The organism is Neobacillus niacini, assembly GCF_031456445.1.
Lineage (GTDB): Bacteria > Bacillota > Bacilli > Bacillales > Cytobacillaceae > Neobacillus > Neobacillus niacini_I.
Genome location: NZ_JAVDUQ010000001.1, coordinates 58,504 through 71,778, shown reverse-complemented (window position 1 = coordinate 71,778; position 13,275 = coordinate 58,504). Strand labels below are relative to the sequence as shown.

General features: G+C 39.1%; 9 protein-coding genes and 3 pseudogenes. 11 read left to right on the top strand and 1 reads right to left on the bottom strand.

Annotated elements, in window-relative coordinates:
• The first annotated feature begins 35 nt into the window (after positions 1 to 35).
• The 9 genes and pseudogenes from J2Y67_RS00360 to J2Y67_RS00325 form a co-directional block, all read left to right on the top strand.
• On the top strand, positions 36 to 515 hold the full coding sequence (locus J2Y67_RS00360; RefSeq protein ID WP_310169507.1) for a gamma carbonic anhydrase family protein: 480 nt from the start codon (positions 36 to 38) through the stop codon (positions 513 to 515).
• A 640-nt stretch (positions 516 to 1,155) separates the two neighbouring features.
• Positions 1,156 to 2,958 (top strand): hydantoinase B/oxoprolinase family protein, encoded by a 1,803-nt coding sequence (locus tag J2Y67_RS00355; protein ID WP_310169506.1) that lies wholly within the window; start codon positions 1,156 to 1,158, stop codon positions 2,956 to 2,958.
• Positions 2,948 to 5,071 carry a hydantoinase/oxoprolinase family protein gene (locus tag J2Y67_RS00350; RefSeq protein ID WP_310169505.1) on the top strand — a complete coding sequence of 708 codons (2,124 nt, stop codon included), beginning with the start codon at positions 2,948 to 2,950 and terminating at the stop codon, positions 5,069 to 5,071. The genes J2Y67_RS00355 and J2Y67_RS00350 overlap by 11 nt, the downstream gene beginning before the upstream one ends.
• A 236-nt stretch (positions 5,072 to 5,307) precedes the next feature.
• Positions 5,308 to 6,642 carry an MFS transporter gene (locus J2Y67_RS00345; protein ID WP_310169504.1) on the top strand — a complete coding sequence of 445 codons (1,335 nt, stop codon included), beginning with the start codon at positions 5,308 to 5,310 and terminating at the stop codon, positions 6,640 to 6,642.
• A 43-nt stretch (positions 6,643 to 6,685) separates the two neighbouring features.
• Positions 6,686 to 7,942, top strand: a complete 1,257-nt coding sequence (locus tag J2Y67_RS00340) for an alpha/beta hydrolase (protein ID WP_310169503.1) — start codon at positions 6,686 to 6,688, stop codon at positions 7,940 to 7,942.
• Between the two features lie 337 nt (positions 7,943 to 8,279).
• Complete coding sequence (locus J2Y67_RS00335; RefSeq protein ID WP_310169502.1) at positions 8,280 to 8,453, top strand: aspartyl-phosphate phosphatase Spo0E family protein; 174 nt, start codon at positions 8,280 to 8,282, stop codon at positions 8,451 to 8,453.
• A gap of 162 nt (positions 8,454 to 8,615) precedes the next feature.
• Positions 8,616 to 8,729, top strand: a pseudogene (locus J2Y67_RS28170) (acyl-CoA dehydrogenase family protein); the annotation flags it as partial.
• A gap of 75 nt (positions 8,730 to 8,804) precedes the next feature.
• Positions 8,805 to 9,011: pseudogene (locus J2Y67_RS28165) on the top strand (acyl-CoA dehydrogenase family protein); the annotation flags it as partial.
• A 596-nt stretch (positions 9,012 to 9,607) separates the two neighbouring features.
• Positions 9,608 to 9,961, top strand: a pseudogene (locus J2Y67_RS00325) (IS110 family transposase); the annotation flags it as partial.
• Positions 9,962 to 10,351: 390 nt separating this feature from the next.
• Here J2Y67_RS00325 and J2Y67_RS00320 read toward each other — a convergent pair.
• Positions 10,352 to 10,684, bottom strand: coding sequence for a replication-relaxation family protein (locus J2Y67_RS00320; RefSeq protein ID WP_310169501.1), 333 nt, complete (start codon positions 10,682 to 10,684; stop codon positions 10,352 to 10,354).
• Positions 10,685 to 10,880: 196 nt separating this feature from the next.
• Between J2Y67_RS00320 and J2Y67_RS00315 the strand changes: the two genes are divergently transcribed.
• Positions 10,881 to 12,467 carry a sensor histidine kinase gene (locus tag J2Y67_RS00315; protein ID WP_310169500.1) on the top strand — a complete coding sequence of 529 codons (1,587 nt, stop codon included), beginning with the start codon at positions 10,881 to 10,883 and terminating at the stop codon, positions 12,465 to 12,467.
• Positions 12,468 to 12,471: 4 nt separating this feature from the next.
• Positions 12,472 to 13,155: a response regulator gene (locus J2Y67_RS00310; protein ID WP_310169499.1), complete on the top strand. Its 684-nt coding sequence runs from the start codon at positions 12,472 to 12,474 to the stop codon at positions 13,153 to 13,155.
• Positions 13,156 to 13,275 lie beyond the last annotated feature (120 nt).

The window sequence follows — 13,275 nt, the reverse complement described above, 5'->3', positions numbered from 1 at the left end:
GGTTCAAGTTGGGGGTTTACGAATTTAACGGAAAGATGCCACAAATTTCGGAGCATGTTTTTATCGCGCCGACTGCAGTGATTATAGGTGACGTTATTATTGAAGAAGGAAGTAGCATATGGTTTGGTGCCGTACTAAGAGGAGATGTTGGTCCAATTCGAGTTGGTAAGAATACAAATATTCAAGATAACTGTATCATTCATATGACAGATACGGGAACCTATATTGGTGACAACAATACGATTGGACATGGAGCTATTTTGCATAATTGTACTATTGGAAATCAAAATGTGATTGGCATGAACGCTGTAATTCTTGATGGAGCAGTAATTGAGAATGAATGTGTGGTTGCCGCAGGAAGTGTTATCACAGGAGAAAGTTATTTTCAAAGTTGCCAGTTGATTGCAGGGACACCAGGTAAAGTAAAAAAAGAGTTAACTGGCAAGTCATTATGGTGGATGGAGCATAGTGCACTAGAATACATGAAGTTGGCAAAGAAATATACAACCCTCTAATCAATACCTCATTGATTCGCTTTATGAAAGAAAAAACAACTTGGATCTACATAATATTAACTTTTTTATCCGCTTTTTAGAACCTAACTTTAATGAAGAAAAAATTTTAGCAGAAATTCTTTTTATAGATATTGCAACAAAATGGTCTGTGGGATTGTAAACGAGTGACTCTCGTTATTGTTTATGACCATTTTCTGTTCGCTTCTTGCTTAATTACGTTAGAATCAGGGGAAATCGACTATTGGCACAAATAAAAAGACTATATTCTATATCGTTTCCGTTTCTATAAATATATTTCTGCAATTTCTGAAGAAGCAATTAGTATGGTTTTTGTACGGGGATCTTTTACTGTCATTGTAGGAAAAGGCAGCGGAATATTTGGCCAAGCAACAAATAAAGAATAGCGGTAAATCAAATGCTTTATGTTAACTTTTACTAAAACAAAGTTAACTTACTTATTAAATATTATAAAATATAAAATATAAGATTTAAGGTTTGTTAGGTGGAGCTTTATTAACTAATAATGACAAGAAACGAGGGGGAGGTGTTATCAAAGTAAAAAATGTTTCATGTTAAATCTTTGTCATAAATTTATTGAAAATATAGAAAAAATAAAATGTTGAAAAAGAGGGTGATTTAGATGGGGAAAAATACAATAGCTCCGGATTTAATGGCAATTCTTTCAAGTAAAATCAACAGCATTTCGAAACAAATGTCTTATACGTTACAGCGTAGTGCAAGATCTAGTGTAATGAGCAGTGCTAGGGACTTCTCTACTGCTATTTGCGATGGAGTTGGTGACGTTCTTGCACTACCTAACGGGTTTCCAGTGCACGTAGCGAATATGAGTTTAACATCAAAGTCTATTTTTGAATTTCATAGCGTAGATACGTTAGCTCCGGGAGACGCTATCCTGAATAACTCTCCGTATCATGGAAATACACACATGGGGGATCACACGATTATTGTTCCTGTCTTTCATGAAGGAGAACTGATGTTTCTTTGTACAGTGAGAGGGCACCAGGCGGATATTGGAAATAGCGTTCCGACAACCTATCACGCATTAGCGAAGGATATTTTTGAAGAAGGTGCTCTCTGTTTTCCTTGTGTAAAAATACAAAAGAATTACGAAGATGTTGAAGATCTAATCCGAATGGCCAAGATGAGGATCCGTGTGCCGGATGTTTGGTACGGAGACTATTTGGCTATGATCGGAGCAGCTAGAATTGGTGAGCGAGAACTTACCAAACTAATTGAGAAATACGGAAAAGAAACGGTTAGAACCTTCTGTAAAGAGTGGCAGGATTACGGGAAGAAACGAATGATCGAAGAAATCAAAAAGTTGCCTGAGGGCACCTGGTTTAATGAATCGAGTCATGACCCCATTCCGGGTGTACTGCCAGATGGCGTTACAGTTAAGGTAAAGCTAAGTATTCTTCCTGAAGATGGACTGATTGAGGTTGATTTTACAGATAACATAGATCCAGTGGCATGCGGACTGAACTTGTGTGAAGCAACGGTATTATCAGCCGGGCGAACAGGTGTATTGAATTATTTGCCGGCTGGTCTACCACTTTGTGAAGGAACATTTAGCCGTATCATTGTTAAAATGCGTGATCATAGTGCTATTGGTAGAGTGAGCCATCCATATTCTTCTTCATTAGCAACAACTAACTTGGCTGACCGAGCAATTTTAGCGGTACAATGTGCTTTCAATAAGATCGGCGATAACTTAGGTATGGCAGAGGGAGCCTTCGCCCAACCTCCGTCACTTTCTGTTATTTCCGGGTATGATTCTCGTTACAAAAGACCTTATGTAACCCAATTGATCTCGGGGCACAGCGGTGGAATGGGCGTATACGGACATGATGGATTTGTGACCTATTGTATTTGTAATGGAGCAATGATGGAGTGGAACTCGCTGGAAGTTATTGAACAAAAGTATCCGATTCAGTATATCAAGCAAGAGATTATTACGGACTCTGGTGGTGCCGGTCAGTGGGACGGTGCACCAGCGACTAAAGTCATTATGAAGGCTAGAGAAGATAAAGTAACATCTATGTACGTATGTGATGGGAAGTATAATCCTCCCCGTGGAGCTAAGGGGGGATATAATGGCTCTCCTGCAAAAGCTGCCATGTATGAGGTAGCGAAAGGGGAAGATAATTCCATTGAGCTTCCAATGTTCCATGGACTTGATTTGATGCCTGGCGAAGCGTTAGTTTCTGAAATCAGCTCAGGTGGAGGATATGGTGATCCTTTGAATCGTGATCCAGAAAAAGTGAGACATCGTGTAAGAGAAGGTTGGATTACTGAACAAAAAGCAAAAGAAGTTTACGGAGTCGTGTTGAATACAACTTCGGAATTGTACACGGTTAATTACTCAGCTACAGAGTTATTAAGACAAGTGCTCAAGAAAGGTGGCAAGTATTATGGCATTTAGAATTTGTACAGATATTGGGGGTACATTTACAGATATTGTAGTGGTGGATGAGTATGGAACTGTAAATATTTTCAAATCCCTTACAACTCCAGAAGATCGTGTAAATGGAGTTATAAACGGGCTAACATTAGCCGCTGAGTTTTATGGGAAATCGCTGAATGAGTTTATGAAATTATGTGAATATTTCGGCCATGGTACAACAACAAGTACAAATGCCCTTATTGAAGGGAAAGTTGCTAAAGTCGGACTGATTTGTACAAGCGGATTTAGGGATACGTTATTATTTCGTGAAGCTGGTAAAGAAGATCCATTCGATTGGTATATGGATTATCCTGAACCTTACATTCCTCGCTATCTAACGATACCGGTTTTGGAAAGAGTAAATTCCGAAGGCGAAGTCGAAACACCTTTAGATGAAGAACAAGTAAGGGCGGCAATCCAAGAGTTTAAAAAGTATGACGTTGAGGTTATTGCCATTTCATTGCTTTGGTCTTTTATCAATCCGGTTCACGAATTGAGGATTGGAGAAATTATTGAAGAAGAATGGCCTGGCAAGACCTACACGCTTAGCCATATTGTTAATCCACGAATTAGAGAATATCGAAGAACGGTAAGTACTGTTATTGATGCTTCGTTAAAGCCATTAATTACTCACTATGTTAGTAGATTTGAAAGTCGTCTTCGGGAGATAGGTTTTGAGCGAGAGCTTTCTTTGCTCACTTGTTCAGGAGGAGTTACATCTCCAAAAGAAATGATAGACAGCCCTATTTATAGCTTGGATTCGGGGCCGGCTCTTGCGCCTGTTTCTGGGAAGTTTTATGTGAAGAAAGAACTTAATAAGGATAACATCATTACATGTGACATGGGCGGTACCAGTTTTGATGTAAGTAGAGTAACAAATGGAGTTATTACAATTTCTAATGACAACTTAATACAAAATGAGCGACTAAGCATTCCAAAGGTAGATGTAAAGACCATAGGTGCAGGCGGTGGAAGTATCGCCTGGGTTGACAAAGGGGGACTTATTCGAGTCGGACCCGAAGGAGCAGGGTCAGTTCCAGGTCCTGCTTGCTATATGCGCGGTGGAGAACGGGCAACAGTAACGGATGCAAATCTTGTCCTAGGATATTTAGACGAAAATTATTTCCTTGGTGGAAAAATGAAGGTGAGCAAGGAGTTAGCTAAAAAAGCGATTATGAAATCAGTCGCCGAACCTCTTAACTTAAGCCTTATGGATGCTGCCTATGCCATCTACAATACAGCTAATCACTTAATGACTGAGGCTGTTCGAGACATTACAGTTTTTGAGGGGATCGATCCAAAAGAATACGCGGTCGTAGCAGGGGGTGGAGCTGTAGGTTTACACATTATTCCTCTCGTATCTCAACTCGGGTGTCAAGAGGTTATTGTACCAAAAACCGCATCTACTTTAAGTGCATTCGGAGGAATTGTTGCGGATGTTATTCGGGAGTTTAATCGCAGCTATTTAACGACTTCTAGTGAATTCAATTATCAAGAAGTAAAATTGGTGTTGGATATGATGGTAGAAGACGCTAAGACATTTCTACGAACAGTAGGAGTCCCTGAGGAACATCAAGTTCTCGAATTTGCGGTGGAGGCAAGGTACTTATTCCAAGAACGTGAGTTGGCGGTACCGCTCACAAATACTTCTATTAAGGATAACCATGACCTGGAAAAACTAATTGAGGATTTCCATGTGAAGCATGAATCTACACTGGGCTCCATGGAAAAAGGACAGGCCATCGAATTTGTCTTGTGGAAGGTTGTAGCAAGAGGGGTTACACCAGAAATAAGCCTTGAAGAACAAGATTTAATGGACGAAGTTCCACCCCAATCAGCCCTGAAGATTCCAAGAAATGTGTATTTTAGAGAATTGGGACAGATGATAGAGGTGCCAGTCTATGACGGAAGTATGCTTCAAGCGGGGAACAAAGTAATAGGCCCTGCGATCATCGAGGAGCCTACAACTAGTATTGTTGTTACCCCAGGCAGCATTGTTTATGTGTCGAAATATGGGAATTACATTATCGAGTTGAGAGAATATGCAGGTTCAGAAGAACTCGTAACCTCTGTTCCTATTAATCTAATTTAATCAGGGCATGAGATAACATAATAGATTGCTATCGGCATTCATAACTATTCGTGGTGTTTAGGGATTGCGGAAATAGACGAAAACTAATATGGGCAAGCGGTATTAACATCTTAGAATTCAAAGGGGGACAGTCCTGTACCCCCTGTAGCCTCCTTAGTATTTATTGTATGTTTTATCTGCATTAAGCTAATTTGTTACTCTTAACCATAAAATGAGAGTTTGAGGGGGGCTATAAGATGAAGGGTGAGATCAATTCATTACTTGCGCAATCCGAACCTGCTTTAGGCGTTGAAAAAAAGAATCCAGCTACAGGGATCGTCATTTTCATTTGTTGGTTTGTCATTTTCGCTGAGGGATACGATCTTGGTATATACGGGGCGGTAATTCCAGCATTAATGAAATCGGATTGGGGATTGACTGCCACGCAAGCAGGTTTAATAGGTAGCTATGCGTTAGCTGGTGTCTTGGTAGGAACGATACTTATAGGGGCCATTTCCGATATCATCGGACGCAAGTATACACTGATAAGTTGTTTGATATTGTTCTCTTTATCGATGGTTTTGTCTGCAATGGCATCCTCACCAGAAATGTTTGCCTTATATCGGTTTATCGGAGGGCTTGGAATCGGTGGAGTGGGCCCCTGTGTATCTGCACTAACTATTGAATACTCCGCACCAAATCGACGCTCTTTTAATTACACATTGATGAATACGGGATATGCCCTAGGAGGCGTTGCTGGAGCAATCGTAGCATTGTTCCTGTTAAACGATCAAAACTGGCGCATTTTGTTTTGGATTGGTGTTTTGCCCTTGCTGACAATTCCTATAATTATCAAATATCTACCCGAATCCGTTAGTTTTCTTATGATTCGCGGTAGACGGGGCGAAGCAGAACGCATTGCCAATCGATTCGACATTTCACTAGATTCTCTGCCAGAAGTCGAAAGTAAGGAGATAAAAGCGACTCATAGTTTCAGTGCTTTAAAAAGCCTCCTTATAAAAGAAAATGCTGTAGCGCTTATTCTGTTTTCACTAACTTATTTTATGACGTTTTTGATGGTTTATGGTTTAAACACGTGGTTGCCTAAAATTATGCAGCAAGCAGGCTATCCTATCAAATCAAGCTTTTTGTTTCTTCTTATTTTCAATTTAACTGCTGTAATTGGTTCTTTATTGGCTGGTGCTGCTGCTGACCGTTGGGGATCCAATAGGGTCATTAGCATTTCTTATTTGCTGGGGGGCATATCCATTCTTTTGCTTACCGTGACATCCAACGAAATCGTATTGCATGCCCTTGTAGGCATTGCTGGCTTTGGAGCCTTGGGAACGACAAGTATACTTACGGCATATGTTTCCAAATATTTCATAACAGAAAACCGTTCCAGTGCATTGGGATTTGTAATAGGATTCGGAAGGTTTGGGGCCATTTGCGGACCGATTCTAGGAGGTATACTATTATCGAACAACATTAGTTTGTCTTGGAGCTTCTACGTGTTTGCGTTTGCAGCATTACTGGCAGCACTGTGTTCTTTCCTAGTACCTAGAAAAAGAAATCAACAATCAAACATTTAAGAATGAATTCTGATTTATAAAAAGGATTGGAGGATGAATTTATATGACACAAAGAGCTAAAAATCAGAGTTGGACATTGGATATTGCCATAGCGCTTGGAGGCTTTGATGCTTTACATCCTGAAGCCAAAGCTACCATGGAGCAGTTAGGGCATGATCATACGGATTTTGACAAAGTGTTTGCCCAGGTCAAGAGCGGTGCCATGTTACCAAAAGCATGGGCTTCTGTAGCGGCGCAAGCGGAGGAGCGTGCAGAGCATTATGAGCGTCAAGGGTTTCCGACCACAGCAATGGATTTGTATATTAGAGCCGCTGTGATGTGGGGACGCGCACAATATTCCTATTTTAAAGACGATCCACGCAAACTAGCTTTTCGGGAACAGTGCAATAGCTGTGTAGCAGCTATATCTAGACTTGGTAATAACAAAGTGCAGCGTGTGGAACTAGACTTTGAAGGAAAGAAAATTTATGCGTTGTTGCACCTTCCAGCTGGTGATATTCAAAATGCGCCTGCCGTTATATTGGGACCAGGTATGGATATGATCAAAGAAGATTATATATACATCGCCCAACGATATTATACTTCACAAGGTATTGTTGCACTTTCTATTGAAGGACCTGGTCAGGGAGAAACAGTTTCAAATGGACTTAAGGTTGACCTTTCTAACTACGAGCGCGCTGTGAGTCGTTATGTAGACTTTTTATCGGATCTTCCTCAAGTTGATCCTCAACGAATCGGGTTCTTCGGTTGCAGCATGAGCGGCTATTGGGGTATGCGTGCAGCAGCTCATGATCCACGGTTAGGTGCCATTACTGGATTTATGGGTGTTTATGGCGAATTCGATACGATCTTTAATCGCGCGCAACCAAGCTTTAAAGCCAATTATATGTATATGTCTGGGTATTCAGATGAGTCAAAGTTTGATAGTGAACTTGGTAATCATATGAATCTGTGGGATCTTGCTCCCAAAATAAAATGTCCAGTTTTTATGGGAATCGGTGAATTTGATGAATTGACCCGTTTAGAAGAAGCGCTGGCCTTGTATGAGTTAGTTGAAGCTCCAAAGGAAATGCGTGTTTACGAGAACGAATTCCACCCGCTTGGTGGTGTCGCCGCGGAAATGTTCCGGTTCGGAGCTGAATGGACCATACGAGCTTTGAACGGTGAATACGTTAAGGGCCGTGATGAGCGTTTCTACGTACATCGTGATGGTCGCGTTACAGAGGGTACAGCTGAACCTGTTTGGTGGTTGGGTGCACGGCCTGAGGAAATTACCTCGCGTATGAATATTCTAAAATAATTACTCGACGGAATTAAAAAACAAAGGTAAAAGTTTATTAAATAAAGTCGGTCACTAAATGAAGACAATCCTTTTACAGTGTTTTTCCGGTAAGTCAAATTTTTGGCTGGACGACGTTTGTCATAGTGTGATAGACATTATTATCTTTCGTCGTCCAGCAACAAAATATGTAGAAGCAACCCGGTGATTAATCATTGTCAAGAATATAACCAATGGTGTAGTGGTATTAGCAGTTTGATGATGTCCAGAGAAAAACAACTAAATAATAAAAAAAATATCAGACTAATTAAATATGAAAGGAAAAAAGTACATTATGTCGCCATTTAATATACTAGAAATGAGAAAAAGTATAGAAATAGACCGTGAAAAAATGCTAAAACTCGCAAAAAGGAAAGGTATGGGAAATTTTGAAGTATTACAAATTAGTCAAGATATTGATAAAAAAATATTTTTATTACAAAGGTTTCAAGTTGAAAAAGTGTCTACCAATAATTCTGTTTATGCAAACTAATAACAAGAAAAATAGAATGACAACAAACATTGATGAGGGGTTACTATATCTATGAATAATAGTAGACTCTTGAATAACAAAGCATCCCTAGGGGTGATCACCTTGAATCTTAACGAAGAGCAAGAGATGATGCGTAAAACGGTGTGATATTTCGCCCAAAAAGAAATTGTATCCATTATTGAATTGATGGAAGAGAAGGATGAGTTCCCTATAGAGTTAATCCGTAAGATGGGTGAATACGGAATGGTGGGTATCCCCGTTCCGGAAGAATGGGGTGGGGCCAATACAACAGAATTAATTTTTGAAAACGTAGAAGTTCCCGTAGAAAATCTGTTAGGTCAGGAAGGCGAAGGATTTAAGATCGCCATGGCTAAACGCTTCTCTACTGATATAGCCATGAAGACTGCCACTGAAGCGGTTCAAATCTATGGTGGATATGGCTATACCAGGGAATATCCGGTGGAAAGGCTATTCCAGGATGCAAAAGTGACAAAAATCTATGAAGGAACGAATGAAATTCAGAGACTTGTGATTTCCAAGTATTTCATGCAAGATTAGACTTACACATAGTTATACAATAAAAGGTCTTCGCAAACTGACCGAGCGTTCGCTCATTGAACAAATAATAGATGAACTTAGTTCTACTTTCTTTTAAGAATATAATTATTCGTGTAATATGTAGTTATTGAAATGGATTGATTAATCTAATTAAATTAATCCAAAAATGTAAGCGGTTTTGATAATTTTAAGCAATAAAGATACCTATTATGTAAATTCACTAAAACCACACTGAGAAATAATAGCAGAATGTTTCAGGAAGTTTTCAAATCATTGAATATGACCGAAAAGAAACTATTGAGGAATTGAGAAAAGAGAACAAATTAGATGAAGAAACGGAATACTATGCACGAATTTTTATGGAAGATTAGGCGTTTCTTTCAACTAACAAAGTGTAATACTTGAAGAGCTGGCTGCTATTGCCGGCTTTTTGTTTATTCTACTAAAGGTGCAAGTTAGCATTCCTGTAGATCGTTAAATTTCAGGGTTGAAAAAACCCTCAGTAAGATACGAGTATAGAGACCAATCTAAACTCATTGTCTTAAGGAGGAAGCCCTACTATGAATTTTAAAATGTAAGACAAACAAAATCAACTAATTGAAAGAATTTCCGATCCACACCTTATTGTTGATGTGGATATCGCTCAACAACTACACGTTGCTCGAGCTGTTAACTTCCGTGGAATTGTAGTTGGAGATCCTCTTTCATTTGAAAATAATGAAGAGGGGTTCGTAAAACTATTAAGTTGGATGCAAAACTTAGAAAAACTAAAAAAATTAGATTCAACAATAGTTGGTATGGAGCCCACAGGCCATTACTGGATTAACCTTTCCCAATGGTTATATAACCAAAACATTGAGGTAGTAACAGTCAATCCCCACTTAGTAAAAAGGAATAAAGAGAATCGTGATAATTCCCAATCTAAGAGTGATAAAAAGGATGCGCTGTTAAATCGTTTATAAAAAAGATGAACCAACCGAAATATCTTATCTTAATACAGAAGTGATTTCGGTTTTATGACTAACGGGGTCAGAATGTTAAACAGCTGAATCAATTTGCACATTAAAAATTCAGAAACCTTATACTATATTGAAGGTATATTAGCATTGTATATGAAGACATGTATAAACATAAGGATAGGAGGATTTTATGACGAATACAAAAGTAAACGACCCTAAGTTGCCGAATCCCCAATTACAACAATTGCAAACGCGTTCTTTGGTATGGTCGGGATATGCTGTTTTTATTTGGTCAATAGCCTATATGATCCCTCACCTTTATTGGGCTCTGGGTGGCACTATTGGTATGTCGATCCTAAAGCCATCTGTATCAGAACTATCTCAATGGGAACTGATTAATTGGATTGCATCAGCCATCCTTACGCCAGCATTTTTAGGTTCGAATGTGTTTACGACTTGATCTATATTTTGCACCTGAACAAAGTGGATATAAGGACCATCAATCTTGTACCGGGTGTCAGTAACCATAATGACAGCAGGAAACACTTTTTTATTCTGCGGTTGCCACGGTTCCTGCTGCCATTCGTTACTCATGTAGTATTCTTCATATCGTTCAATTTTCTCTTTTATCACCTTATCAGAATAAACAGAACGCTGGATTTCCACGAAAAACGGTGCTTTCTTCCAGAGCATAAAGGCATCCGGTTCCATCATTCCCTTTCCATATTTCGGTTCAACTATAAATGAACGAGGTTCCTCTTACTTTAGTAAACTTTTATAAAAATCCACTATCCTTAAAAAATGCGGTATTAACCACAAAAAATTTTTCCACAAAGAAAACTACCCAAAATAACGATATAATAAATGGTAGAATTCGCATTTAAGCAAGGGGGAGTCCTGCCTGAACAAAATGAAAATTTCACTTCAGACGAAAATCTTCGGGCTGGTTCTGTCACTGGGATTATTGTTAATCGTGCTGCTGACGGCTTTTTATAGCTATATGCAAAGCAAACAAATCGAAGAAAACCGGGGCAGAATGGCATTGGAAATTTCCAAAACCGTCTCATTTATACCGACCATAATAGAGGCTTTTCAAACAAAAAATCCATCGCAAACTATCGAGCCGATAGCCGAAAAAATTCGCAAAGAAACCGGTGCTGAATTTGTAGTCATAGGAAATAAGGATGGAACGAGATATTCCCACCCGCTAAAAACAATGATCGGGAAGAAGATGAGGGGTGGAGATAACGAAAGAGCGCTTCAAAATGGAAAATATTATGTATCCAAGGCAAAGGGATCACTTGGACCGTCTATCAGAGGAAAGTCACCTATCTTTAATCAAAAAGGTGAAATCATTGGGATTGTTTCTGTAGGATTTTTGCTTGAGGATATCCATCAGCAAATCATGAAAAATGTGACCAAGGTTATGTATGTCGCCCTTTTCGCTCTCATCATCTCGTTAATGGCAAGTATTTTACTAGGAAGAAATATTCGTAAGGACACCATGGGGCTCGAACCATATGAAATTGCCTGGCTTTATAAAGAAAAAAACGCAGTCCTACATGCGGTTAAAGAGGGGATTTTGGCCATTAATCAAGCGGGGTTCATTACAATGATGAATCAACCGGCCAAAAAGCTCCTAAACATTCATGGTTCAGTAAGACATATGAAAGTGGATGGTTTATTTCCATCAGACTATTTATATGAAGTGCTAGAAACGGGAACACCTCAAATCGATAAAGAAATGGTCTGGAAAGATCGAACTGTTATTGTAAACTGCTCGCCCCTCTTCAATCAAAATGAAATTAGTGGTGTGGTTGCATCTTTTCGGGATAAAACCGAAATAGAGCAAATGTTAAATACAATATCGGAGGTAAAAAGCTATTCTGAAGACCTTCGGGCACAAACTCATGAATTCACCAATAAATTATATGTGCTCTTAGGTCTGCTTCAGCTTGGCGAGTATCAACAGGCGATTGAGATGATACAAACGGAAACACAGGCACTGCAATTTCAGAATTCTGTTGTTTTTAATCAGATTAAAGATACAAAAATACAGGCCATTCTATTAGGGAAGTTAGGAAAAGCATCTGAAAAGAAGATCAAGTTTGAAATTGCTGCTGACAGTTATTTGGAACCATTGCCACCCCATATAAAACTATCCAATTTGATTGTAATCCTCGGAAATTTAATTGATAATGCCTTTGAGGCCGTTTATGGGGTAGAATCTCCAACCGTGAAATTTTTCGCAACTGATATCGGAAGTGATATCATCTTTGAAATCTTAGACAATGGGAGTGGAATCAGTGAAACTGAAATACCGATTCTCTTTCAAAAGGGTTTTACCACGAAAGAGGGAACCGAGTCAAGGGGATTTGGCCTTTCGAATGTAGAGGAGGCCGCATTAGAGATGAATGGGATGGTTGAGGTTCAAAGCACTCCAGAAAGTGGAACCGTTTTTACGGTGTATCTTCCTAAAAACACCGAGAGGGGATGAGACATTGAGTAAAATTAAGGTAGTGATTGCAGAAGATGACTTCCGAATTGCAGATATTCATGAAAAATTCCTGCAAAAATTTAAGGAGATTGACGTAGTTGGAAAAGCCTTAAATGGGGAACAAACCATTCAATTACTAAAAACAGAACAGCCTGATTTGCTGCTGCTAGACATTTATATGCCGGATATACTCGGTGCTGAACTCCTACCCAACATTCGCGAGAGCTTCCCCAAGATGGGGATAATCATGATTACAGCTGCAACCGATAAAGCTTTCCTTGAAAAAGCATTAAGCTATGGAGTAGAAAATTATTTAATCAAGCCGGTCAACAGGGAACGATTTGATGAGGTAATCTTGGAATATGTGAAAAAACACTCCCTGCTAACATCTAACCAAGAAGTAAATCAAAGCTATGTTGATCTTTTATTTGGTAAAGGAAAACAGGAAAAAACGGGAAAGAGTGCAGGATTACCTAAGGGTATTGATGATATCACGCTTGGAAAAGTGAAAACGGTTCTTCGGTCCAGAAAAGAAGGACTTTCTGCCGAAGAAGTCGGTCAGGAAATTGGTGCATCAAGGATCACCGCTCGACGGTATTTAGAATATTTATCTTCTATCAAAGAAGTAAAGGCGGAAGTAGTATATGGAATTGTGGGAAGACCGGAAAGAAAATATTATCCCGTTTAAGGAGGAGTGCCAAAAAGGCAGTCCTTTATTTTTTGAAGAAACTCAATCTGGGAAAATCCCCCTCCTGTGAACAATATGTACAAAATACAAATTAATTTACGATATTAACATTATTTTGGA

What these genes read in the sequence shown, in the direction of transcription:
- J2Y67_RS00360 (WP_310169507.1), top strand. Translation starts at nt 36, where the DNA reads ATGCCACAAATTTCGGAGCATGTTTTTATCGCGCCGACTGCAGTGATT.
- J2Y67_RS00355 (WP_310169506.1), top strand. Translation starts at nt 1,156, where the DNA reads ATGGGGAAAAATACAATAGCTCCGGATTTAATGGCAATTCTTTCAAGT.
- J2Y67_RS00350 (WP_310169505.1), top strand. Translation starts at nt 2,948, where the DNA reads ATGGCATTTAGAATTTGTACAGATATTGGGGGTACATTTACAGATATT.
- J2Y67_RS00345 (WP_310169504.1), top strand. Translation starts at nt 5,308, where the DNA reads ATGAAGGGTGAGATCAATTCATTACTTGCGCAATCCGAACCTGCTTTA.
- J2Y67_RS00340 (WP_310169503.1), top strand. Translation starts at nt 6,686, where the DNA reads ATGACACAAAGAGCTAAAAATCAGAGTTGGACATTGGATATTGCCATA.
- J2Y67_RS00335 (WP_310169502.1), top strand. Translation starts at nt 8,280, where the DNA reads ATGAGAAAAAGTATAGAAATAGACCGTGAAAAAATGCTAAAACTCGCA.
- J2Y67_RS00320 (WP_310169501.1), bottom strand. Translation starts at nt 10,684, where the DNA reads ATGATGGAACCGGATGCCTTTATGCTCTGGAAGAAAGCACCGTTTTTC.
- J2Y67_RS00315 (WP_310169500.1), top strand. Translation starts at nt 10,881, where the DNA reads ATGAAAATTTCACTTCAGACGAAAATCTTCGGGCTGGTTCTGTCACTG.